Source organism: Micromonospora sp. GCM10011542, assembly GCF_042650685.1.
GTDB lineage: Bacteria > Actinomycetota > Actinomycetes > Mycobacteriales > Micromonosporaceae > Micromonospora.
Window position 1 is genome coordinate 188,180 of record NZ_JBHSBO010000025.1, and the last position, 21,996, is coordinate 210,175.

Below are 21,996 nucleotides of genomic sequence, written 5' to 3' on the forward strand. Positions count from 1 at the left end.
GGCGGTTCTGTCGGTGGGTGTGGCCATAATCACCGCACCTGCCCGCCGACGGACGGAGGACCGTCATGGCAACGCTGCTCGCGATCGGCACGGCCAAGGGGTTGTTCCTCGCCACCAGCGCCGATGACCGGCGCAGTTGGGAGCTCAGCGGCCCGCACTTCCCGATGACCGGGGTGTACGCGGTCGCCGTCGACACCCGCCGCACCACCCCCCGGCTGCTGGCCGGGATGACCAGCTCGCACTTCGGCCCCAGCGTCGCCACCAGCGACGACCTCGGCGCCTCCTGGGACGAGCCCGACCAGGCGCCGGTGGCCTTCCCGGCCGACACCGGGGTGAGCCTGGGGCGGGTCTGGCAGCTGATGCCGGCCGGCCCCGACCAGCCGGACGTGGTCTGGGCCGGCACCGAGCCCTCGGCGCTGTTCCGGTCCACCGACGGCGGGCGCAGCTTCGAGCTGGTCCGCTCGCTCTGGGACCACCCGCACCGCCCGCAGTGGGAGGCCGGGTTCGGTGGTCAGGCGGTGCACACGGTGCTGCCGCACCCGCGTGACCCGCAACGGATCCTGGTCGCCATGTCCACCGGCGGGGTCTACCGCTCCGACGACGCCGGGGCGAGCTGGGCGCCGGGAAACACCGGCATCCGGGCCTACTTCCTGCCCGACGAGTGGCCCGAGTTCGGCCAGTGCGTGCACAAGGTGGCTCGGGACGCCGGCAACCCCGACCGGCTCTACGCGCAGAACCACCACGGCGTCTACCGCTCCGACGATGACGGCCGCACCTGGTCGTCGATCGCCGAGGGGCTGCCCAGCGACTTCGGCTTCCCGGTGGTGGCCCACCCGGGGCGTGCCGGCACGCTCTGGACCTTCCCCCTGGTGGCCGACGGTGAGCGGTTCCCGGTCGAGCACCGCTGCCGGGTGTTCCGCTCCGGTGACGCCGGCGGCAAGTGGGAGCCACTGTCGGTGGGGTTGCCCGAGGGGCCCTTCTACCCGGCGGTGCTGCGCGACGCGATGTGCGCCGACGACGCCACCCCGGGCGGCGTCTACTTCGGCACCCGCTCCGGCGAGGTGTACGCCAGCCGCGACGAGGGTGACTCCTGGTCGCTGGTCGCCGCGCATCTGCCGGACGTGCTCTGCGTCCGGGCCGCGGCGGTGTGACGTGGTCACCGTGCTGTTGCCCGGGCCACTGCGCGGCGAGGCCGGCGGCGCCAGCCGGCTGACCGTCAGCGCGGCCGGCACGCTGCGCGCGGTCCTCGACGAGCTGGCCACGGGCCATCCGCGGCTGGCCCGCCGGATCCGCGACGAGCGCGGCGAGTTGCGCCGCTACGTCAACGTCTACGTCGACGGCGAGGACTGCCGGCACTCGGGCGGGCTGGCCACCCCGGTGGGTGACGACGCCGAGGTGCAGGTGCTGCCCTCGGTCGCCGGCGGCTGAGCCAGCGCGCCGCGGTGGGTCCGCCCACCGGCGGACGGCCGCGGCGCGCGGTCAGGGCAACGTGTAGTCGAGCACGTAGGCGTGGCCGCCGTCCAGGCCGTTGATGATCTGCCCGCCGCCTCGCAGGCCGCACAGCTCACCGGTGCCCGAGTCGGGTACGACGGTCCACGACAGCGTCGAGCCGTCCGCGTCGCCGCCGGCGGTGTGGTGCAGCACGAAGCTGCCCACCCGGCCGGCGAGGCTGCCCGTGAATCGCTCGAAGCCCACGTACGCCGCCGAGCTCTCCACCGGGGTGCGGCACATCAGGATCCGGGTGACGCTGGCGCCGGCCAGGTCGCCGGAGAAGGTCTTGGTGATCCGGGCCTGGGCCAGCGTGGTGCCCTCCGCCTCGTCGTACGGCTCCTGGTCCCAGCTGTCCAGCGTGAAGCTGCCCTCGGCGCGATCGGTCATGCCGTCATCCTGTCCCGGGTTGCTGACATCTCCCGTCAGGTACGCCCGGCGGGTCCCGAAACCGAGTGACCGGGACCACGGGGGGACCGTCCGCCGGCGGAATAGTTGCGATGTCAAATAAGTTGTGCGCACCGTCCGGGTACACGATCCGGGCGGACACGCGAGGAGCTGGTCATGCAGTTCGGAGTCTTCACCGTCGGCGACGTCACGGTCGACCCGACCACCGGTCGGGAGCCGACCGAGCATGAGCGGATCAAGGCCATGGTGGCCATCGCCCTCAAGGCCGAAGAGGTCGGTCTCGACGTCTTCGCCGCCGGCGAGCACCACAACCCACCGTTCGTGCCGTCGTCGCCGACCACCATGCTCGGCCACATCGCGGCGCGTACCGAGCGGCTGCTGCTGTCCACCGCCACGACGCTGATCACCACCAACGACCCGGTCAAGATCGCCGAGGACTACGCGATGCTGCAGCACCTCGCCGACGGCCGGGTGGACCTGATGATGGGTCGCGGCAACACCGGCCCGGTGTACCCGTGGTTCGGTAAGGACATCCGCGCCGGCATCCCGCTGGCGATCGAGAACTACGAGCTGCTGCGCCGGCTGTGGCGTGAGGACGTGGTCGACTGGAAGGGCCGCTACCGCACCCCGCTGCAGTCGTTCACCTCGACGCCGCGCCCGCTCGACGGCGTTCCCCCGTTCGTCTGGCACGGTTCGATCCGCAGCCCGGAGATCGCCGAGCAGGCCGCCTACTACGGTGACGGCTTCTTCCACAACCACATCTTCTGGCCCAAGGAGCACACCCAGCGGATGGTGGCGCTCTACCGGCAGCGCTTCGAGCACTACGGGCACGGCTCCGCCGACCAGGCGATCGTCGGCCTCGGCGGTCAGGTCTTCATGCGGCGCAACTCGCAGGACGCGGTCCGGGAGTTCCGGCCGTACTTCGACAACGCTCCCGTCTACGGTCACGGGCCGTCGCTGGAGGAGTTCACCAGCGAGACCCCGCTGACCGTGGGCAGCCCGCAGCAGGTGATCGACAGGACCCTCGGGTTCCGCGACTACGTCGGCGACTACCAGCGTCAGCTCTTCCTGATCGACCACGCCGGGCTGCCGCTCAAGACGGTCCTCGAGCAGATGGACCTGCTCGGCGAGGAGGTCGTCCCCGTCCTGCGCAAGGAGTTCGCATCGATGCGGCCGGCGCACGTGCCGGACGCGCCGACCCACGCGTCGCTGGTCGCCGCCGCGGGCGGCGCCAAGGACAGCACCGTGCACGCCGTCGACGACGTGACCGGCAAGGCGCCGGAGGGGTCACGATGACCCGCCGCACCCTGGCCGTCGTCTCGGGAGGGCTGAGTCAACCCTCGTCCACCCGGCTGCTCGCCGACCAGCTCGCCGCGGCCGTCCGCGACGAGCTGGTCCGGGCCGGTGAGACCGTCGAGCTGGTCCAGGTGGAGCTGCGCGAGCACGCCCACGACATCATGAACAACATGCTCACCGGCTTTCCCTCGACCGCGCTGCGTTCGGCGCTGGACGCGGTGGCCGGCGCGGACGCGCTGATCGCCGTCACGCCCATCTTCAACGCGTCGTACAGCGGGCTGTTCAAGTCCTTCTTCGACGTGCTGGACGGGGAGGCGCTGGTCGGCCGGCCCGTGCTCATCGGCGCCACCGGCGGCACCGCCCGGCACTCGCTCGCCCTGGAGCACGCCGCGCGGCCGATGTTCAGCTACCTGCACGCCGTGGTGATGCCCACCGCGGTCTTCGCCGCCCCGGAGGACTGGTCCGGTGGCAGTGCGGACGGCGCGCTGCGGTCGCGTATCGCCCGCGCCGGCCGCGAGCTGGCCGAGCAGGTCCGGCAACGTCCACCGTCGGCCGGCCCGGCCGACCCGTTCGCCCTCACCACCAGCTTCGAGCAGATGCTGGACCACTCCGAGTCCTGAGCACCACCGCACCCGCCGGGGCGTCCACCCCGGCGGGCCGCGGTCAGCTCCCGTGCTGGTGGACGACCAGCACCGGGCAGTGGGCGTGCTGCACCACCGCCTGGCTCACCGAGCCGAGCAGCAGACCGGCGAAGCCGCCCCGCCCCCGCGAACCCACCACCAGCAGTCCGGCCCGGCCGCTCGCCTCGACGAGTACCTGCTGCGGCGCGGACGCCCGGACCGGGCGCTGCTCCACCGCCAGACCCGGGTGCCGCCCGCGTACCTCGGCGGCGGCCGCGCCGAGCAGGTCCGTCTCCCCGGCGCCCTGCTCCGCGGCCTCGGCGTGCACCAGCACCAGGCCGGCTCCGCGACGGGCCGCCTCCTCGGCGGCGAGGGTGACGGCGAGCCGGGCCGGCTCCGACCCGTCCACCCCGACGACCACCGGCGCCTCGGCCGCCCCTTGCACCGGCCGCTCGGCCGGACGGACCACCAGCACCGGGCAGCGCGCGTGCCCCGCGACCTGGGTGCTGACCGAGCCGAGCAGCAGGCCGGCGAACCCGCCAAGGCCCCGGCTGCCGACCACCACCAGCTCCGCCCGACCGGACTCCTCGACCAGGGTCGCCGCCGGCCCGCCGGCCACCTGCCGGACCTGCACGCTCAGCCCGGGCCAGCGCGCGGCCAGCTCCGCCGCCGTACGCTCCAACATCGCCCGCCCGTCCGCACTCGGCGCCGGCACACCCAGCTCGTACGGGTCGACCGGCACCCCGTAGCCCAGCGCGTGCAGGTACCCGTGCACCAGGTGCAGCGGGCGTCCGCGCCGCACCGCGGCGCGTGCGGCGTGCTCGGCGGCCACCAGGCTCGGCGGCGATCCGTCGACTCCCGCCACCACAGGTCGGTCCATCAGCCCTCCCGGTCCGGTCGGTCAGGTCATTGTGCGAGGCGGGACGGCCCGGCACCGGCGGTTCACCCCGTCCCGGCCTGCCCGATTCCGTCCTACCCACGCCCGAACCGCGGTCGGCAGGGCCGCACGGGACACCGACCGGGGCCGCGGTCCCCACCGACGACCCCCGGCGCGTACCCTCGTCCGATGACCTCCGACGTGCAGCTGCGCCCGGTCCGTGAGGACGACCTCGTCGAGTTCTTCCTGCACCAGCAGGATCCGGAGGCCAACCGGATGGCCGCGTTCGGCCCGGCGGACCCGGCCGACCACCGGGAGTTCGCCCGGCACTGGGCGCGGGTGCTCACCGACCCGGAGATCCTGGTCCGCACCGCAGAGGTCGACGGCGCGGTGGTCGGCCACGTGAGCGCCTTCCCGGACGGCGAGCGCACCGAGGTCACCTACTGGATCGACCCGGCCCGCTGGGGGCGGGGCCACGCCACCGCGGCCCTGGCCGCACTGCTGCGCGAGCTGCCCCAGCGCCCGGTGCACGCCCGCGCCGCCAAGGACAACGCCGCCTCCCTCGCGGTGCTGCGCAAGTGCGGGTTCGTGGTGGTCGGCGAGGACTCCGGGTACGCCAACGGCCGCGGCGCCGAGGTCGAGGAGTATTTGCTGGAGCTGCCCGCCTAACGGGTCCGACCGGTGGCCAACGCCTCAGCCAGGGCCGAGCGCCAGTCCGCCAGCGGCCGCAGGTTCGCCGCACGCCAGCGGTCGTGGCCCAGGACGCTGTACGCCGGACGGGGCGCGGACCGCCGGTAACCGTCGCTGGTTGTCGGCCGGATGCGGTCCGGGTCGAGGCCGCGCAGGTCGAACACGGCGCGGGCCAGGCCGTACCAGGTCGTCTCGCCCGAGGCGGTGCCGTGGTAGACGCCGGGGGCGGCGTGGCCGGCCAGCGCCGCGCCGGTCAGCGCGACGAGCTGCTCCGCCAGCCGGTATGACCAGGTGGGCTGCCCCCGCTGGTCGTTCACCACGTCGAGCCGCTCGCGTTCCCCGGCGAGCCGCAGCATGGTCGCGACGAAGTTGGGCCCGTGCGCGCTGTAGAGCCAGGCGGTGCGCACGACGTAGCCGGCGTCGGGGAGCAACCGGGTCACGGCGAGCTCTCCGACGAGTTTGCTGCGCCCGTACGCGTTGACCGGACAGGTCGGGGCGTCCTCCGGGTACGGCTCGGTGGCGTCGCCTCGGAAGACGTAGTCGGTGGAGATGTGGATCATCCGCGCCCCGGTCGCGGCGCAGGCGCTGGCCAGGTTGGCGACCGCGTCGCCGTTGACGGCGGTGGCTGCCTGCTCCCGGGCTTCGGCCCCGTCGACGTCGGTCCACGCCGCGGTGTTGATCACGAGGTCGTGCCCGGCGACGACGTCCCGCACCGCGTCCGGGTCGGCGATGTCGAGGTCGGCGCGGGTGGTGGCGGTGACTGACAGGTCGTCCCGCGGCCGCAGCACGGCCAGCAGATCCCGCCCCAGCATGCCGCCGGCGCCGGTGACCAGCAGGCGACTCACGCGGCGACGGCCGGCGCGTTGGCCGACTTCAGCGGCTCCCACCAGGCCCGGTTTTCCCGGTACCAGCGCACCGTCTGCGCCAGACCGCGCTCGAGGTCGATGCTGGGGGCGTACCCTAGCTCTTCGCTGATCTTGGTGATGTCCAGCGAGTAGCGGCGGTCGTGGCCCTTGCGGTCGGCGACCGGTACGACCCGGTCCCAGCCGGCGCCGCACGCCTGCAGCAGCCGGGCGGTGAGTTCCTTGTTGGTCAGCTCGGTTCCGCCGCCGATGTTGTACACCTCGCCTGCACGACCCTTCTGCTGCACCAGCGCGATGCCTCGGCAGTGGTCGTGCACGTGTAGCCAGTCGCGGATGTTCCCGCCGTCGCCGTAGAGCGGGACGGTGCCGCCGTCGAGCAGGTTGGTGACGAACAGCGGGATGATCTTCTCGGGGAACTGGTACGGCCCGTAGTTGTTGGAGCAGCGGGTGACCACCACGTCCATGCCGTGGGTGCGGTGGTAGGACAGGGCGAGCAGGTCGGAGCCGGCCTTGGAAGCCGAGTACGGGGAGTTCGGCGACAGCGGCCAGGTCTCTGACCAGGAGCCCTCGTCGATGGAGCCGTACACCTCGTCGGTGGAGACGTGCACGAACCGCTGCGTGCCGTGCCGCAGTGCGGCGTCGAGCAGGGTCTGGGTGCCGAGCACGTTGGTGACGACGAACGGCGCGGCGCCCTCGATGGAGCGGTCCACGTGGGACTCGGCGGCGAAATGGACGATCACGTCATGGTCGGCGACGACCTCGTCGACGAGGGCACTGTCACAGATGTCACCCGGCACGAGCCGCAGCCGTCGGTCATCCCGCACCGGCGCCAGGTTCTGCGGGTTTCCGGAGTAGGTCAGCTTGTCCAGCACCGTGACGGCGGTCGGCTCGACCTGCGGGTCCCTCGGGCCGGTGCTGCCCGGCGCGGCCAACAGCATGCGCACGTACTCCGACCCGATGAATCCGACTCCGCCGGTGACCAGGATTCTCACGGGTGACTTCCTTCCGTCGAGGCGGGCGTCGTACCGGAGGTCCGGCCAGCCAGCTGGGACCGGCAGGTCGGGTAGTCCGGGAGCTGGCGCGCTGCCCGCGCTTCGGCCAGGGTCGGCGCCGCGGCATCCCGCGCCGACAGCAGCGGCGCCTCGGTCGGCCAGCTGATCGCCAGCTCCGGGTCGAGCGGGTGCACGGCGTGCTCGGCGGCTGGGTTGTAGCTGGTGGAGCAGAGGTAGGTGAGGGTGGCATCGTCGGTCAGCGCGCAGAAGCCGTGTCCCAGGCCCTCGCTCAGGTAGACCGCACGACGGTCGTCGTCGTCGAGACGGACCGCCTCCCACCGCCCGAACGTCGGCGAGCCCACCCGGACGTCCACCACCACGTCGATGACCGCCCCCCGGACGCACGTCACGTACTTGGCCTGGCCGGGGGGCACGTCGGCGAAGTGGATGCCCCGGACGACGCCGTGCGCGGAGATCGAGAGGTTGGCCTGGGCGAGCCGCAGCGGATGGCCGACCACGGCGGCGAGCCGGTCGGAGCGGTACCACTCCAGGAACAACCCGCGCGGATCGCCGTGCTGCTGCAGGCTGATCTCCCAGGCCCCGTTGATGCTCAACGGCCGGATCTTCATCGGCGTACCTCCCGGCGGTGCTGCTGGTCCAGCAGGCCGAGCAGGTAGGCGCCGTATCCACTCCTGCACAGCGGCTCGGCCAACGTCCGCAGCTGGTCGTCGTCGATCAGGCCTGCCCGCCAGACGACCTCCTCGACACACCCGATCTTCATGCCCTGGCGCTCCTCGATGACCCGAACGAACTCGGCGGCCTGCATCATTGACGTGAAGGTGCCAGTGTCCAGCCAGGCGGTGCCCCGGTCCAGCACTGTCACGGACAGCTCGCCCAGCTCTCGGTAGATCTCGTTCACCGCAGTGATCTCCAGCTCGCCACGGGCGCTGGGCGTGAGCTTGCGGGCGAAGTCGACCACCCGGTTGTCGTAGAAGTACAGCCCGGGCACGGCGTAGCGGGACTTCGGCCCCGCCGGCTTCTCCTCGATCGAGAGCACTCTGCCGTCGGCGTCGAAGTCGACCACTCCGTACGCCCCGGGGTCAGCCACCTGGTAGGCGAAGATCCGACCGCCGACGAGGTCTGCGTGACCGGCGAGCTGCCGGCCGAGCCCGACGCCGTGGAAGATGTTGTCGCCGAGCACCAGGGCCACGGATTCGGCGCCGATGAAGTCGGCGCCGACGAGGAAGGCCTGCGCGATTCCCTGCGGGCGTGGCTGTACGGCGTACTCCAGCCGCAGCCCCAGTTGGGCCCCGTCACCGAACACGCGACGGAACTGGTCCTGATCCTCGGGTGTGGTGATCACCAAGATCTCGCGTACGCCCGCCATGATCAATGTGGACAGCGGGTAGTAGATCATCGGCTTGTCGAAGATTGGCATGAGTTGCTTGGACACTGCACGGGTGATCGGCCACAGCCGCGTTCCGGTGCCGCCCGCGAGAAGTATTCCGCGCATGGCGCGAGGCTACCGGCCGCGAAGGGTCACCTGGGAACCGGAAACCGAACGATTCTGACAACGTCCGAAAGTGTCACCGCCGCCTCGTTCGGTTGACCAGGGCAACTGGACGGCCATTGTGAAACCCCGGTCCGGTATGCGGTCGGCCACCAGTCAGCGCCTGCGTTGTCGGCAATTCGACTTTGGCTCAGAAATGCCGAACACGATGCTGGCGCATTGAGTCCCTGGTCAGCATGCTCACCTCAGTCGGTCCCGCCTACGCCTTCCGGGAAGGGGATCCCGGACGCACAGTCTTCGCGGGTACCACCAACTCGAGCCGGACGACGAGCCACAGGGGCGTGGCTGGTCGGCCCGTGTACGTGGGGCGGTGTGCATTGGTAGAAATCGCGCAGGTCATTGAAGACACGACTAGGCGCCAGGGTGACTGGGCGCCGATAGGCCAATCGGTCAATCCACTCCGGACTGGCTGGCAGTCCCGTTACGTGGCCACACTCTGTCTCGTTGACCTCGCGGCCAGTGCCGGGTCGGCCGGGGTGGCGCTGAGCCTTAGATTCGGCCCGGCGACGGCGGAGTCGTACAACCGTGGCCATCTCTGGCTCACCCTTGCGCTGCCGTTCGCCTGGGTGCTGGCGCTCACCCTCAACCGAGCGTATGAATCGCGCCATCTATTCGTAGGAAATGATGAGTACGTCCGGGTCTTCCAAACCGGTCTCGCCGTTACCGCCACGTTGGCGGTCGTCTCCCTCGCGTTCGACTTCCGACTCGCCAGAGGCTACGTGATCATCGCGATGCCTCTGGTCACCGTCGCCGGCGTCGCGATGCGCTACCTGGTCCGCCAGCAGCTCCACCGGTCGTGGGCCCGCGGTGAGCGGCTGCACCGGGTGATCCTGGTCGGGCACGAAACCGCCGTCGCGGAGATGACCAGGAGGCTGCGCCGCGAGCGCTACCACGGGCTCGGCGTGGTCGGCGCCTGTCTCCCGCATCTGCCGGTGGGAACCGCGGAGCCACGCGCCGCCGGGCTGCCGCCGATCCTCGGCACCTTCGCGGACGTTCCGGCGGCCGTCACGGGCGCGGGCGCGGACACGATCGTCGTGCTCTCCTGTCCCGAGATGGCGGGATCCGCCCTGCGCCGGTTGGGATGGCAACTCGAACGCGACGAGGTCGACCTGATCGTCGCCAGCAACCTCGTGGACGTGGCCGGCGACCGCACCACCGTCCGACCCGTCGACGGCCTGCCGATGCTGCACGTCGAGCACCCTCGGCTGAAGGGCGGCCGACGGGTCGTCAAGGCGGTCTTCGACCGGGTGTCGGCGCTCCTGCTGCTGATCGTCGCCGCCCCGGTGCTGCTCGCGATCGCCGTGCTGGTCCGGATGAGCCCGGGTGCCGGCGGGCCCGCCATCTTCCGTCAGGTGCGGGTGGGCAAGAACGGCCGGCCGTTCCGCATCTACAAGTTCCGCACCATGTACGTGAACGCCGAGGAACGCCTGGCGGAACTGCTCGACCGCAACGAGACCGACGGGGAGCTGTTCAAGATGCGCCAGGACCCCCGGGTGACCCGGGTCGGGCGCTGGCTGCGCCGGCTCTCGCTGGACGAGGTCCCGCAGCTCGTCAACGTACTCAGGGGCGACATGTCGCTGGTCGGACCGCGGCCGCCGCTGCCGGGTGAGGTGGCCAACTATCCGTCAGACATGCGCCGGCGTCTGGTCGTCAAGCCCGGCCTGACCGGGCTGTGGCAGGTTTCCGGCCGGTCGGACCTGTCCTGGGAGGAGTCCATCCGACTCGACCTGTCGTACGTGGAGAACTGGTCGCTGACCATGGACCTGGTGATCCTGGTCCGCACGCTGAGCGCCGTCGTCCGGAGCTCCGGAGCCTACTGACCGCGCCGCACCCCGTCATCGCACGACTGGCGCACGCGCTGTCGGTCGCGTCCTGATCCGTCTGGAGGAAACCATGGACACCGGGTGCATCGAACCGGTGGATGGCACTGCCCCCAAGCTCACCGTCATCGGCACCGGCTACCTGGGGGCCACCCACGCGGTGTGCATGGCCACGCTCGGCTACCAGGTGCTCGGTGTCGACGTCGACGCGAACAAGATCGAGCGGCTGGCCGCGGGCGAGGTGCCCTTCTTCGAACCCGGGCTTCCCGAGTTGCTGGCGAAGGCGCTGGATTCGGGGCGGTTGCGCTTCTCCACGTCCCTGGCCGAGGCGGCCGACTTCGGCGACGTCCATTTCCTCTGCGTAGGGACCCCGCAGCGGGCCGGTTCGTACGCGGCTGACCTGCGGCATGTCGAGGCGGCGCTGATCACGTTGGCCCGTGGCCTGCACCGACGTGCGCTGGTCGTCGGCAAGTCCACGGTTCCGGTCGGCACCGCCGCCCGGCTCACCGACCTGATGCACGCCGTCGCGCCGGCCGGCGACGCCGTGGAGCTGGCCTGGAACCCCGAGTTCCTCCGTGAGGGCTTCGCCGTCGACGACACGATGCGTCCCGACCGGTTGGTGTTCGGCGTTTCCTCCCGGTGGGCCGAGCGACGCCTGCGCGAGGTCTTCGCTCCGGTGGTCGACCAGGGCTGCCCGGTGCTGGTGACCGATCCGCAGACCGCGGAGCTGGTCAAGGTCGCGGCGAACGGCTTCCTGGCCACCAAGATCTCGTACATCAACGCCATGGCAGAGGTGTGCGAGGCCAGCGGCGCGGACGTCCACGACCTGGCCACGGCCCTGGGACTCGACGAGCGGATTGGCAGCCGGTTCCTGCGGCCGGGGCTGGGCTTCGGTGGCGGGTGCCTGCCCAAGGACATCCGCGCGTTCATGCACCGGGCCGAGGAGCTGGGCGTGGGGCGGGCGGTGGCCTTCCTGGGCGAGGTGGACGGGATCAACCAGCGCAGCCGGGAACGCATGGTGGACCTGGTACGCGATCTTGCCGGCGGGGACGTCCGCGGGGTCCGGGTGGCGGCCCTGGGCGCGGCGTTCAAGCCGAACTCTGACGACATCCGGGACGCGCCCGCGCTCGACGTCGCGAGCGCCCTGCACCGGGCAGGGGCACGGGTGCGGGTCTTCGACCCGGTGGCCATGGCCAACGCGCGCCGGGCGTATCCGGCGCTCGAATACGGTGACAGCGCCTTCGATGTGGCGACCGGCGCGGACGTGGTGGTGCTGCTGACCGAGTGGTCGCAGTTCCGGGAAATCGACCCGGCGGCGCTGCGTAGGGTGGTGGCGAGGCCGCGTATCGCCGACGGCCGGCACGCCCTGGACCCGGCCCGATGGCAGGCCGCGGGTTGGGAGTACCGGGCCCTTGGCCGCCGGTGAAGCGCCGGAGCCTACTGACGGTTGGGCCCGGCCGTCCGAACGGTGCCGACGGGCCACCACAGGTCCACATGCGCAGACGGCTAACCGACACCGGCCCCGGTTCACCTTTGCTTCGGGAGCGGGCACGATGAACCGCGGCGAAAACAGCGTTGTCCCGGGAAAGGCGACCGATGCAGATCTCCGTTGTCCGTCCGAGTGACCTCGGCCCGGCCGAGGTCGCCGAGTGGCGGCAGATGCAGGAGTCCCAGCCGAGGCTGCAGAATCCCTTCCTCGCCCCGGAATTCGCCCTCGCGGTCGGTCGTAGCCGCCCCACTGCCCGGGTGGCGGTGCTGCAGGACGGCCCGAAGATCGTCGGCTTCTTCCCGTATGAGGTGAGGCATCGGGTCATCGGAGTGCCGATCGGCTCCGGCATCTCCGACTGTCAAGGCCTGGTGCACCGTCCCGGCCTGGACTGGGACCCGGTCCGGCTGTTGAAGGCGTGCGGGCTGGCCGTGTGGGAGTTCGACCACCTGCTGGCCGATCAGGCACCCTTCGCGCCGTACCAGGCTCGGGTGGCCGGGTCTCCCATCATCGACCTGTCGAAGGGCTACCAGAGCTACGTCGACGACCGGATGACCGACGGGAACCTGATCCGGCAGGCGCTGCGCAAGCAGCGTCGCATGGTGCGCGAGCTCGGCGAGGAGCGGTTCGAGTGGGAGGACCGTAGGGAGGGCGTGATGCTCGCGCTGCGGCGCTGGAAGTCGGACCAGTACCGCCGGACGCAGCAGTACGACCGGTTCCGAACGCCGTGGATCCAGGCGGTGCTTACGGAGTTGTGCCAGTCGTCCGCAGCCGACTGCCGGGCCGTGGTCTCCACGCTCTACGCCGGAGACCAGCCCGTCGCCGCCCATCTCGGGCTGCGGAGCCGGTCGGTGCTCGCCTACTGGTTCCCCGCGTACGACGTCGACCTGGCGCGGCACTCCGCCGGCATCCTGCTCTGCCTCCGCATGGCCGAGGCCGGTGCGGCCGATGGGATCGAACACATCGACCTCGGCAAGTCTGAGGCGCTCTACAAGAGCCGGCTGACAAATGACGAGGTGCCGGTGGCCGAGGGACGCGTTGGCCGGTCGTGGGCGGTGGCCGGCGCCCGGCGGGCACAATTCGCGCTGGCGCGCTCGGTGCGCACCGGCGCCGTCGGGGCTCGACTCCGCAGCGGCGGGACGGGCCGAGTCCTGCGCGGTATCCGCGCCCGGCTGCACGAGCGGTGACAGGCGGCATTTCATGGCTGGGAGCACCTGATGAGAGTTACCGAGGTGAGGGTTGCCGTCGTTGTGGTGACCTACAACAGCGAGCGGCTGCTGCCTGATCTCCTCGCGGCACTGGGCCCGGGGCTGGGCGCGTTGTCCTGGCACCTGACGGTCGCCGACAACGCCTCCGCCGACGGCACTGTGGCCGCCCTGCGTCGCCTGGCGCCCGAGGCGACCGTGGTCGAGATGGGACGCAACGCGGGCTACGCCGCCGGTATCAACGCGGGCGTGGCCGCAGCGCCGCCGCACGCGGCGGTGCTCGTGCTCAACCCCGACGTCCGGCTCCGGCCGGGCTGCGTGGAGACCCTGCTGGCCGCCCTCGGCACGAACGGCACCGGCATCGCGGTGCCGCACATCGTGGATGATGCAGGCGCGCTCATCCCGACCCTGCGCCGCGAACCCACCATCCTCCGTGCCCTCGGGGACGCCATTCTCGGGGCCCGGAGAGCCGGCCGTTACGCCTTGATCGGCGAGGTGGTGACCGACGATCGCCGGTACGCCCGGGAGTCGGTCACCGACTGGGCCGAGGGTTCCACGCTGCTGATCAGTCGAGAGTGCTGGCAGCGATGTGGCCCCTGGGACGAGTCCTTCTTCCTCTACTCAGAGGAGACCGACTTCGCCCTGCGAGCCCGGGACGCGGGTCTCGTTACGCGCTTTGCACCCGAGGCCCACGCCGTGCACCTGGAGGGTGACTCCCGGCACTCACCGAAGCTGTGGGCGCTGCTCACCCTCAATCGGGTGCGCCTCTACCGTCGCCGGCACGGCCTTGCACGTACCGCCGCCTACTGGTTCGTGCTCCTGGCTCGTGAGGCCAGCCGCGCACTGCTCGGCCGGCAGACCAGCCGGGCAGCGGCGCGGGACCTGCTCAGGCCCGCGAAGATCCGTGAGGTGCCGGGGCCGGCAACCGTGCACTCCGCCGGGTGACGCCGGCTACCGCCAGCGCTTGGCCACGCTCACCAGCTCGCCCCGGATCCGTCGGGGCCAGCCGCGGCTAGCCTCCACGGCAGCCCGCAGGGTGGCGGGCGTGTCGTCGCGGCGGACGCTGAACCTCGGCTGAAGCCACGCCGCTCGCCTGGCCGGCCGGCGGTCACTGGTGAAGACCGCGGTGTAGCCCAGCCGCCGGAGCTCGCCGAGCGCCCGCCGGTCGTACTGCCCGAGCGGGCAGGCGGCCGTCGTGACGTCCTGCTGGACCACCTCGACGAGACGGTCCCGGGCCGCCACGAGCTCGTCGTACGTGGTCTGCTCGTCCATTCCGCGCCACGAGCGGTGGTGCATTCCGTGCGTGCCGATCGTCATGCCGTGACCCTGCAGTTCCCGTACGTCGTCCGCGTCCAGGCTGCCGGTCGTCCCGAGGCGCCCCGCCACGACGAAGAACTCGGCCGACAGGCCGCGGGCGGTGAGCCCGGGCAGACCGATCCGCACGTCGGAGAGGTTGCCGTCGTCGAAGCTGATCCGCGCCGATGGCCAGCTGAGCAGGTCGTCCAGGATGGCGTGGAACTGGTCCGGCCGGATCCAGTAGCGTTCCTCGCCGGGCTCGAGGTCCCGGCGCGGCTCGCCGATGCCATGGAAGCAGATGTTGACGGTGGTGCCGGTCGGCACGTGCCTACCGTCGGACTCGGGCATGCGCCTCTTCCTGTCGGGACGAGTCGTCGCGCGCCCAACCGGCCGCGCCTTCAGCGTGGCCCCGGGCAGACAGCGCGGCGAGGACCGTGATCGCCACATAGCAGAGCGCGGCCGGGGCGAGCCAGGGCCGGGGGAGGACCACGTCGCGAAGCCAGGAGAGGCGGGCCGCGGGGTGGACGCGGGCCCCGACCTGGCCCTGGCGGGCGGCGGCACGCATGGCCGAGTTGCCTGCGCGGACCCGGCTCAGCCGGCGTACCAGGTCCCCGGTGCGCCGCGGGGTAGCCACCCGTGAACTCACCGTGTCGACCTGCCGTTTCTCGGCCGCCCCGAACAAGGAGTCGAGGAAGAGGTCGTCGGCCACGAGCGCCGGAAACCGGTCAAAGCGATGCCGACCGGCCTCGGACAGCCCGATCACGCCGCGCCCGAAGAGACCGTCCCGGAAGACCGGCAGGTGGCGGTGGACGCTGAAGTAGGCGCGCACCAGCATCGGCCGGCCGGTCAGGTCGAGCTCCCGGCGGACCGTCGCGGCCAGGTGCGGTCCGTCAAGCGCCGCGGCGACGGCCCGTACCCCCTGTGTGGAGAGCACGATGTCGGCGTCGAGATAGATGCGCGGGAATCCGCGCGTGGCCTCGTCCCCCGCGTTCAGGGCGGCCGGCTTGCCGGCCTCGGTGAGTTCGACGACCCGTACCCCCGGTCGCTCGGCGGCGATGGCGGCGGTCTCATCGGTGCAGCCGTTGGCGACGACGGTGACCTCGAACTCGCCGGGCGCGGCCTCGGCCAGCAGGGCATCGAGGCAGCGGCCGATGACGGCGCGCTCGTTGTGGGCGGCGATGACGATGCTGGTCACCGCGCCGTTACCCGGTCCTCGGTCGCCGCCGACGGGTGGTGCTCGGCCGGCGCCGCGTCGCCCGCCGGCGTGGCCGGTCCGGCCACCGCGCCGGCGGGGGAGGCGGGCGTGGCAACGCCGTGGGGGAGTCGCTTGGCGAGGAGCCGGCGCCACACCGCGACGTAGGCGTCGGCCTGGTGCTCCCAGGCGAGGGTCTCCCGGAAGCGGGCCAGCCCGACGGCCCGCATCTGCGCCCGGCGAGCCGGATCGTCCAGCAGTTCGTCGATGGCCTCGGCGAACTCCTCCGGCGCACCGGTGGGGACGTAGGCGCCGGCCTCACCCACGCTGCGACGGGTCTCGAGGAGGTCCACCGCCACGACCGGCACACCACGGCCGAGGTACTCGACGGTCTTGGCCATGGTGGACAGCTGGTTCATCCGGGTCGGCAGGTCGGGCTGGATCGCGACCGTCGCGGTGCGCAGCAGTTCGTCGACGGCCACGCCGTCGAGCCACCCGGTGAACTCCACGACGTCCGTCAGGCCCCGGTCCGTGGCGAGTCTGGTCAGTGCCGGCATGCTCTCGCCGTCGCCGGCCAGCACCATGCGCCAGCCGGTACGCCCGCGGCGACGGGTCAACTGCTCGGCGGCCAGCACAGCCCCCTCCACATTGTCCTGCGGTCCGAAGACGCCGAGATAGACCACCTTCTGGTCGCCCTGGCGGCCATCCGCCGGGTCGATGGTCTCGCCCGGCTCGGTGACCTCACCCCGGGTCGGACCGTTGCGGACCACCGTCACCCGTTCCGGCGCGACGCCACGCCGTACGGCGTTGTCCTTGAACGACTCGTTGGTGGCCACGACCTCGGTGGCCGTACGCAGGGTCAGCCACTCGCAGGCCCGGAGAACCCGGAAGGCCCACTTGTTCGGCGTGCCGACGCGGGACGCGTAGACCTCGGGGCACAGGTCGTGGTGGTCGAAGACCCACGGGCGGCCCAGGGCCCGCAGCAGCAGCGCCAGCGGCCAGTAGACATCGGGCGGGTTGCACACCTGCACCGCGTGTGCCCGTCCACTGAGCACCTCGACGAGCAGGCGGACGGCGATGCAGAGAAACGACCAGCCGAATTCGATGCCGTACGAAAGTACCCCGTGGCCGTAGACAAAGGTTGGATAGGGGCGTAGCCGAGTGTTCCGACTACCCGGCAAAGTCCGCAGGCTTTTGTCGCCACGTGGCGCGATGACGGTGACGTCGAAGCCATTTGCCTCGAGGCTCAGGCATTCCCTGATGACTCGGCGATCACGTTCGGCGGGAAGGTTGGCCACGAGGATGGTGATGTGGGGCCGGGAATTGATCAAGTCCGGGTCACCTCGGTTCGCGTTCGAGCTGATTCCCTGCGTACGCTCCCCGCCGCTGATTGAGTAAACAATCAACCGTTGGGTCGCCCGGCGTGTCGGGATGTTTACAGAGGACTCACCGAATGTGCCCGTTTCCTGGCCCTGACCTGCGGCGACGTCCGCAACACGGATGCGGACGACCGGTCACCGGGTCACGTTCACCGATCGGCGCGTGCCGCGGCGGCGGAAGAATTCGTCGGTCCAGAGGGTCACCGCCAGAGTCGCGATGACGCCGAGCAGCCCGGCGCCGACCAGGGCCCGTGACGGCGAGTGGGGCTGCAACGTCGCGCTTGGCGGGACGAGGACGGCGGTGGTGATACGCAGTTGCCGAGCCACCTTCCACCGGTCCTGCAAGCTCTTGAGCTCCTGCTCGAAGGCGTCCCTGAGGACGGCGAGCGCGCGCAGCCCACTCTCCTCGTCGGATGCGATCGTCGTCATGGTCATCGAGCCGATCACGTACCGGGGCTCCTGGTTGGTGCCGGTGTTGCGGGGCTGGAAGGCGTACGGACCAATCACTCCCGCCGTCCGCAGGCGGGCCTTCGCGTCGGGCGTGCTCAGCCGCTGTGCCACCGCCGCTCCGGTGATCGAGATCGACGGGTAGAGCCCGGTCATCGGGTTGGGCGCGTAGGGCGAGACCGGCGGCTGCATCACGACGACCTCGGAAGCGAGGTAACGCGACGTGACCTGGGGCGCGCCCAGGCCGGCCAGCGCGGTGACCACCAGGCCGGCGGCGACGAGATACCACCGCCGACGCAGCGTCGCGAAGACATCAGACAAATACACGCCCTTCGGGTCCTTTCTGGTCCGCTCGCCGCTTATGCTGTGTGACGGCTCAGGCGTGGAGGATGCCACGGGGCATGGACGAATGCAGCAAGCAACTCGACCGGATCGGCGGTAGCCGTCGTGCCTCCGGTCTGTATAGCTTGACATCGACCTTGGGCGCGAAACCGTCACCGGTGTCGGGAAAAGCTCAATCAATTGCCGACGACTGACGTCCTAGAGAAGTTGGAGGGGCGTCGTGGACCTAGGCGAGATCCTCTCGGTGGCCCGCGCCCGCTGGTACATCCTCCTGCCGATGATGGTCCTGGCGGTCGGGCTCGGCATGGCCGCCTTCGTGCTGGTGCCGACCTCGTACCAGTCGACCACCACCGTCAGCCTGCTCAGCTCGCCGGCCGCGACCGACGCCGCCACGCCGGGCGAGCACAACGACAACCCGTTCCTCAACTTCAACGGATCCCTCGTCGCCACCGCCGACTTCCTCGGGCGCAGCCTCCAGTCCACCGATGCCCAGGCGGAGCTGCTCAGGATGGGGGTGACCGAGGACTTCGAGGTCGGGTTGGCTGAGGGCGCGCAGGGACCCTTCCTGACCTTCACCGTCATCGGCACGGACCAGGCCCACCTGCTCGCCTCGACCGCGACGATCGCGCGGTACGCCGAGGCCAAGCTGGCGAAGATCCAGTCCGAGAACGACGTCAAGGAGCGGGACATGGTCCGGATGACCGAGATCATCCCGCCGCAGAAGCCCGAACCGCAGCTCAAGGACAAGCTCAAGTTGGTGATCGCGGCCGGTGGCGGCACCGCCGCATTTGCCCTGCTGCTGACGTTCATGGTGGAGAGCCTGGCGCGGTCCCGCCAGCGACGTCAGGAACTGGCCACCGCCGCCGCGCCCGCCCCGGTCGCCGCCGGCGGCTCCGCGAACGTGCCGGGCCGACCGGCCCCGGCCCGGCCCCCGCACCCGCCGCCAAGCCCCGAGCGGGTCGACCGTGCCGCCCAGGGAAAGCCCGCGGTGGTCACGAACGGCGTCGAGGGTCGCGGCAGTCGCGGCGGAGCCGAGGAGACGGTGATCCTCAGCCCGCGGCCCAGGACGGGCCCGGCTCCGAGGCCGGAGAGCGGGGCGTGGAAAGCCTCGCCGTCGGGGCCGCCGTCCACCACGTACCGGTCCTCCGAGAGGTCCCACCGCAGAGGCCAGAATGACGACCGGCGTAACGGAAGCTAGCCTTCCCGCAGCGGTTCCGGCGCCCCGCCGTTCCAGCCGGGTCTATCTCTCCCAGCAGCGCATCGCCAGCCTCGGGCCCCATTCGCTGCTGACCCTCTACGTCGTGTTCCTGATGCTCGTGCCGTCCCGGTTGGTCTTCCCGGGCATCGGTGCAACCGGGACGGTGGCGAGCCTGTTCGTCCTCGTCGGCCTGGTGTGGTTTCTGACCAGTTGGCTGATGCGGCGGGTCCGGCCGGCCCCGTTCACCCGGGCGCCCCGGCTCGCTCTCTTCGGCGTCGCGGTGGCCGTGCTGCTCAGCTACGTCGCCGCCGCCCGGCGGGGCGCGGAGCCGCTGGAGGTGAGCGCGGCCGACCGGGGGCTGATCCAGCTCCTGGTATGGACGTCCATCGTGCTTCTCACCACGTCGATCCGGAGCTACGACGAGATCGACCGGCTGTTGCGGGTCTTCGTGCGGTGCTGCACCGTCATCGCGGTCGTCGCTCTGGGCGAGTTCGTGCTGGGGACGAGCCTGACCGCCTGGATCCAGATCCCGGGGATGTCGAGCGGCGCTCAGGAACTGGTCACCAGGGGCGCCTTCGTCCGGCCCACCGCGACCGCCGCGAACACCCTCGAACTCGCCGCCGTCATGGCCCTGGCGCTGCCGTTCGCCCTTCAACAGGCGTTCCACGGCGGTGAGCGCAAGGCGATGCGCCGATGGTTGCCGGTCGTGCTGATCGCGATGGGCGCCATCACCACCGTCTCCCGGACCTCCGTGGTGGGTCTGGGCGTGGTGCTGCTCGTGCTCCTGCCGACCTGGAACGCGCGGCGGATCGGATGGACGTTCGCCACCGTGCTGCCGTCGCTGGCCGTGGCCAGGCTGGTGCTGCCAGGCCTCTTTGTGACCATCACCGGCCTCTTCACCGCAATGTTGAACGGCGGTGACAACAGCACGCAGTCCCGCACCGCGACGAGCGCGAGCGTCAACGCCTACATCGCCGAGCGGCCCTGGACGGGCCGGGGTTTCGGCACCTTCCTGCCGCTGCTCTACCGCTACACCGACAACCAGTATCTGCTCGGCCTTCTGGAGATGGGCGTGGTCGGCGTGGCGAGCATCGTCCTTGTCTACGTCACGACGCTGCACTGCGGCAGCGCCGGCCGTCGCCGGTTCACCGATCCGGCGCGCCGGGAGACCGGCCAGGCGTTCGTTGCTGTCGGATTCGTGATGCTCGTGGTGACGTTCACCTTCGACACGCTTAGCTTCCCCATGGTGGCCGGGACGACGTTCCTGTTTCTCGGTCTTTCGGGGGCGTACCTGGGTGTCGCCCGCACCGAGGAGCTCCAGAGGGGAGATCCGGCTCCGTGACGGATTTGAACCAGAAGGTCGCTTCGGCGGCCCGCTGGAGCATGATCAATACCATTGTCCGACGGGTCGGCACGTTCGCGACCGGCGTCGTGCTGGCGCGACTCTTCTTCGGGCCGTACGAGTGGGGGCTGTACGCCGTCGGGTTGCTGGTGCTGGCGATGCTGCTCTCCCTGAACGAGATGGGTGTCAGCCTGGCCCTCGTGCGCTGGGACGGCGACATCAAGCGGTTCGCGCCGACTGTCCTGACCATGTCGACCCTCTCCAGCAGCGCCTTCTATCTCCTGATCTTCGTCACGGCGCCGACGGTGGCGCGCCTGCTGGGGTCGCCAGAGGCGACGGCGATGCTGCGGCTGCTCTGCCTCACCGTGGTCATCGACGGCATTGCCTGCGTGCCGATCGGCAAGCTGAACCGTGAGTTCCAGCAGTTCCGGCGCACCGTTGTCGACGTCGCCAACTTCCTCGTGAACACCGCCGTCACGATCGTCCTGGCCGCCACCGGGATGGGGGCGATGGCCTTCGCGTGGGGCGCGCTCGCGGGCAACATCGTGGCGCTGGTCGGGTTCGCGCTCTGTGCCCCCGATATGCTGCGGTTCGGCTGGAACCGGACGCAGGCCGGCCGGTTGCTCCGGTTCGGGCTTCCCCTGGCGTCGGCGAGTCTGCTCACCCTCGGCATCGTCAACGTCGACTCGGTCGTCGTCAGCTCGGTGCTCGGTCCGGCCGCGCTCGGCCTGTACGCGATGGCCTTCAACATGTCGAGCTGGCCGGTCCGGATTGTCTCGGACACCGTGCGGCGGGTGTCGTACGCAGGTTTCTCCCGCCTCGCGGATTCGCCGGAGGCGTTCGCCGCCGGCTTCCAGCGGGCGCTGGCCGTGGTGCTGGCCGCAGCGGTGCCGTTCTGCGTGCTGCTGGGCGTGCTCGCCGATCCGGTCATCCGCCTGGTGTACGGCGACCAGTGGGCCGGGGCGGCGGTGGCGCTGCAGTTCCTGGTGGGGCTGGGCCTGATCCGGGTCGCCGTCGACCTGGCGTACGACTGCCTGGCCACCCGGGTGCGCAAGACCCTGATGCTGATGCAGGCCTGGTGGCTGTTCAGCCTCACTCCGGTGCTCCTGCTGTTCGCCCACTCGTTCGGAATCGCGGGCGTGGCCGCCGGCCAGGTGGCGGTCGCCGGTCTGCTCGTGGCGCCGGTCTTCATCGTGGTGTTGTCCCGGCTGGGCATCCAGCCCGCGCTGATGCTGCGCGCCTGCGTCCGGCCGGTGCTCGGCGGGGTGTCTATGGGCGGGCTGGCCTGGGGGATGCATCTCGTGCTCGGTGGCGGCTTCCTGCCGCTGGCGATCATCGGGCTGGCCGCCTTGGTGGTCTATCTGCCCTTCGTCCGGCCGCTGCTGCGCGGCAGCTGGGGGGATCGGTCGCAACCCGGACGCGAGGCGGACCCGGACGGTACGAAGCGGTTGGCGACGGTCGCACAGAGCTGAGCGGAGACTCATC

General features: G+C 71.1%; 22 protein-coding genes. 12 read left to right on the forward strand and 10 right to left on the reverse strand.

Features of this window, described 5'->3' with window-relative positions; all coding sequences use genetic code 11:
• The first annotated feature begins 65 nt into the window (after window positions 1–65).
• Window positions 66–1,151: a WD40/YVTN/BNR-like repeat-containing protein gene (locus ACFOW4_RS08545; RefSeq protein ID WP_377526048.1), complete on the forward strand. Its 1,086-nt coding sequence runs from the start codon at window positions 66–68 to the stop codon at window positions 1,149–1,151.
• A gap of 1 nt (window position 1,152) precedes the next feature.
• On the forward strand, window positions 1,153–1,428 hold the full coding sequence (locus ACFOW4_RS08550) for a ubiquitin-like small modifier protein 1 (protein ID WP_377526049.1): 276 nt from the start codon (window positions 1,153–1,155) through the stop codon (window positions 1,426–1,428).
• Window positions 1,429–1,479: 51 nt separating this feature from the next.
• On the opposite strand, the gene ACFOW4_RS08555 is transcribed toward ACFOW4_RS08550, so the two are convergent.
• Window positions 1,480–1,878: a DUF3224 domain-containing protein gene (locus tag ACFOW4_RS08555; RefSeq protein WP_377526052.1), complete on the reverse strand. Its 399-nt coding sequence runs from the start codon at window positions 1,876–1,878 to the stop codon at window positions 1,480–1,482.
• Window positions 1,879–2,052: 174 nt separating this feature from the next.
• Between ACFOW4_RS08555 and ACFOW4_RS08560 the strand changes: the two genes are divergently transcribed.
• A complete protein-coding gene (locus ACFOW4_RS08560) occupies window positions 2,053–3,192 on the forward strand; it encodes an LLM class flavin-dependent oxidoreductase (RefSeq protein WP_377526053.1) in 1,140 nt (379 codons plus the stop codon).
• A complete protein-coding gene (locus tag ACFOW4_RS08565; RefSeq protein ID WP_377526054.1) occupies window positions 3,189–3,812 on the forward strand; it encodes an FMN reductase in 624 nt (207 codons plus the stop codon). Before ACFOW4_RS08560 ends, ACFOW4_RS08565 begins: the two co-directional genes overlap by 4 nt.
• A 43-nt stretch (window positions 3,813–3,855) precedes the next feature.
• Here the strand turns inward: ACFOW4_RS08565 and ACFOW4_RS08570 are convergent, their stop codons facing one another.
• Window positions 3,856–4,692 carry a universal stress protein gene (locus ACFOW4_RS08570; RefSeq protein WP_377526057.1) on the reverse strand — a complete coding sequence of 279 codons (837 nt, stop codon included), beginning with the start codon at window positions 4,690–4,692 and terminating at the stop codon, window positions 3,856–3,858.
• Window positions 4,693–4,878: 186 nt separating this feature from the next.
• Here ACFOW4_RS08570 and ACFOW4_RS08575 point away from each other — a divergent pair, with 186 nt between their 5' ends.
• Window positions 4,879–5,358, forward strand: a complete 480-nt coding sequence (locus tag ACFOW4_RS08575; protein WP_377526059.1) for a GNAT family N-acetyltransferase — start codon at window positions 4,879–4,881, stop codon at window positions 5,356–5,358.
• Here the strand turns inward: ACFOW4_RS08575 and rfbD are convergent.
• The 4 genes from rfbD to rfbA are packed head-to-tail and all read right to left on the reverse strand — an operon-like array spanning window position 5,355 to window position 8,747.
• The gene (rfbD, locus tag ACFOW4_RS08580) at window positions 5,355–6,224 is read right to left on the reverse strand and encodes a dTDP-4-dehydrorhamnose reductase (RefSeq protein WP_377526061.1); all 870 of its coding nucleotides are present in this window, start codon (window positions 6,222–6,224) and stop codon (window positions 5,355–5,357) included. The genes ACFOW4_RS08575 and rfbD overlap by 4 nt on opposite strands.
• Window positions 6,221–7,234: a dTDP-glucose 4,6-dehydratase gene (gene rfbB, locus ACFOW4_RS08585; protein WP_377526063.1), complete on the reverse strand. Its 1,014-nt coding sequence runs from the start codon at window positions 7,232–7,234 to the stop codon at window positions 6,221–6,223. Before rfbB ends, rfbD begins: the two co-directional genes overlap by 4 nt.
• A complete protein-coding gene (locus tag ACFOW4_RS08590; protein WP_377526066.1) occupies window positions 7,231–7,863 on the reverse strand; it encodes a dTDP-4-dehydrorhamnose 3,5-epimerase family protein in 633 nt (210 codons plus the stop codon). Before ACFOW4_RS08590 ends, rfbB begins: the two co-directional genes overlap by 4 nt.
• On the reverse strand, window positions 7,860–8,747 hold the full coding sequence (gene rfbA, locus ACFOW4_RS08595) for a glucose-1-phosphate thymidylyltransferase RfbA (protein WP_377526067.1): 888 nt from the start codon (window positions 8,745–8,747) through the stop codon (window positions 7,860–7,862). The genes ACFOW4_RS08590 and rfbA overlap by 4 nt, the downstream gene beginning before the upstream one ends.
• A 482-nt stretch (window positions 8,748–9,229) precedes the next feature.
• On the opposite strand from rfbA, the gene ACFOW4_RS08600 reads away from it, so the two are divergent.
• From ACFOW4_RS08600 to ACFOW4_RS08615, 4 genes are all read left to right on the forward strand, one after another.
• Entirely contained in the window at window positions 9,230–10,624 is a 1,395-nt protein-coding gene (locus ACFOW4_RS08600) for a sugar transferase (protein WP_377526069.1), read from the forward strand.
• A 73-nt stretch (window positions 10,625–10,697) separates the two neighbouring features.
• Entirely contained in the window at window positions 10,698–12,050 is a 1,353-nt protein-coding gene (locus ACFOW4_RS08605; protein ID WP_377526070.1) for a UDP-glucose dehydrogenase family protein, read from the forward strand.
• Window positions 12,051–12,220: 170 nt separating this feature from the next.
• Complete coding sequence (locus ACFOW4_RS08610; protein WP_377526072.1) at window positions 12,221–13,297, forward strand: GNAT family N-acetyltransferase; 1,077 nt, start codon at window positions 12,221–12,223, stop codon at window positions 13,295–13,297.
• Window positions 13,298–13,327: 30 nt separating this feature from the next.
• On the forward strand, window positions 13,328–14,260 hold the full coding sequence (locus ACFOW4_RS08615; protein ID WP_377526073.1) for a glycosyltransferase: 933 nt from the start codon (window positions 13,328–13,330) through the stop codon (window positions 14,258–14,260).
• A gap of 6 nt (window positions 14,261–14,266) precedes the next feature.
• Here the strand turns inward: ACFOW4_RS08615 and ACFOW4_RS08620 are convergent, their stop codons facing one another.
• The 4 genes from ACFOW4_RS08620 to ACFOW4_RS08635 form a co-directional block, all read right to left on the reverse strand.
• Window positions 14,267–14,959 (reverse strand): polysaccharide deacetylase family protein, encoded by a 693-nt coding sequence (locus tag ACFOW4_RS08620; protein ID WP_377526076.1) that lies wholly within the window; start codon window positions 14,957–14,959, stop codon window positions 14,267–14,269.
• Window positions 14,940–15,806, reverse strand: coding sequence for a glycosyltransferase (locus ACFOW4_RS08625; RefSeq protein ID WP_377526077.1), 867 nt, complete (start codon window positions 15,804–15,806; stop codon window positions 14,940–14,942). The genes ACFOW4_RS08620 and ACFOW4_RS08625 overlap by 20 nt, the downstream gene beginning before the upstream one ends.
• Window positions 15,803–17,101: a glycosyltransferase family 4 protein gene (locus tag ACFOW4_RS08630; RefSeq protein WP_377526126.1), complete on the reverse strand. Its 1,299-nt coding sequence runs from the start codon at window positions 17,099–17,101 to the stop codon at window positions 15,803–15,805. Before ACFOW4_RS08630 ends, ACFOW4_RS08625 begins: the two co-directional genes overlap by 4 nt.
• 216 nt (window positions 17,102–17,317) lie before the next feature.
• On the reverse strand, window positions 17,318–17,956 hold the full coding sequence (locus ACFOW4_RS08635) for a hypothetical protein (protein ID WP_377526080.1): 639 nt from the start codon (window positions 17,954–17,956) through the stop codon (window positions 17,318–17,320).
• A gap of 235 nt (window positions 17,957–18,191) precedes the next feature.
• Here ACFOW4_RS08635 and ACFOW4_RS08640 point away from each other — a divergent pair, with 235 nt between their 5' ends.
• The 3 genes from ACFOW4_RS08640 to ACFOW4_RS08650 are packed head-to-tail and all read left to right on the forward strand — an operon-like array spanning window position 18,192 to window position 21,983.
• Window positions 18,192–19,169, forward strand: a complete 978-nt coding sequence (locus ACFOW4_RS08640; RefSeq protein WP_377526081.1) for a hypothetical protein — start codon at window positions 18,192–18,194, stop codon at window positions 19,167–19,169.
• Window positions 19,144–20,511, forward strand: a complete 1,368-nt coding sequence (locus ACFOW4_RS08645; protein ID WP_377526083.1) for an O-antigen ligase family protein — start codon at window positions 19,144–19,146, stop codon at window positions 20,509–20,511. Before ACFOW4_RS08640 ends, ACFOW4_RS08645 begins: the two co-directional genes overlap by 26 nt.
• Before the next feature lie 41 nt (window positions 20,512–20,552).
• Window positions 20,553–21,983: an oligosaccharide flippase family protein gene (locus ACFOW4_RS08650; RefSeq protein ID WP_377526084.1), complete on the forward strand. Its 1,431-nt coding sequence runs from the start codon at window positions 20,553–20,555 to the stop codon at window positions 21,981–21,983.
• Window positions 21,984–21,996 lie beyond the last annotated feature (13 nt).

Coding starts and splice junctions, on each gene's coding strand:
- ACFOW4_RS08545 (WP_377526048.1), top strand. CDS start 66: ATGGCAACGCTGCTCGCGATCGGCACGGCCAAGGGGTTGTTCCTCGCC.
- ACFOW4_RS08555 (WP_377526052.1), bottom strand. CDS start 1,878: ATGACCGATCGCGCCGAGGGCAGCTTCACGCTGGACAGCTGGGACCAG.
- ACFOW4_RS08560 (WP_377526053.1), top strand. CDS start 2,053: ATGCAGTTCGGAGTCTTCACCGTCGGCGACGTCACGGTCGACCCGACC.
- ACFOW4_RS08565 (WP_377526054.1), top strand. CDS start 3,189: ATGACCCGCCGCACCCTGGCCGTCGTCTCGGGAGGGCTGAGTCAACCC.
- ACFOW4_RS08570 (WP_377526057.1), bottom strand. CDS start 4,692: ATGGACCGACCTGTGGTGGCGGGAGTCGACGGATCGCCGCCGAGCCTG.
- ACFOW4_RS08575 (WP_377526059.1), top strand. CDS start 4,879: ATGACCTCCGACGTGCAGCTGCGCCCGGTCCGTGAGGACGACCTCGTC.
- ACFOW4_RS08590 (WP_377526066.1), bottom strand. CDS start 7,863: ATGAAGATCCGGCCGTTGAGCATCAACGGGGCCTGGGAGATCAGCCTG.
- rfbA (WP_377526067.1), bottom strand. CDS start 8,747: ATGCGCGGAATACTTCTCGCGGGCGGCACCGGAACGCGGCTGTGGCCG.
- ACFOW4_RS08605 (WP_377526070.1), top strand. CDS start 10,698: ATGGACACCGGGTGCATCGAACCGGTGGATGGCACTGCCCCCAAGCTC.
- ACFOW4_RS08610 (WP_377526072.1), top strand. CDS start 12,221: ATGCAGATCTCCGTTGTCCGTCCGAGTGACCTCGGCCCGGCCGAGGTC.
- ACFOW4_RS08615 (WP_377526073.1), top strand. CDS start 13,328: ATGAGAGTTACCGAGGTGAGGGTTGCCGTCGTTGTGGTGACCTACAAC.
- ACFOW4_RS08620 (WP_377526076.1), bottom strand. CDS start 14,959: ATGCCCGAGTCCGACGGTAGGCACGTGCCGACCGGCACCACCGTCAAC.
- ACFOW4_RS08645 (WP_377526083.1), top strand. CDS start 19,144: ATGACGACCGGCGTAACGGAAGCTAGCCTTCCCGCAGCGGTTCCGGCG.
- ACFOW4_RS08650 (WP_377526084.1), top strand. CDS start 20,553: ATGATCAATACCATTGTCCGACGGGTCGGCACGTTCGCGACCGGCGTC.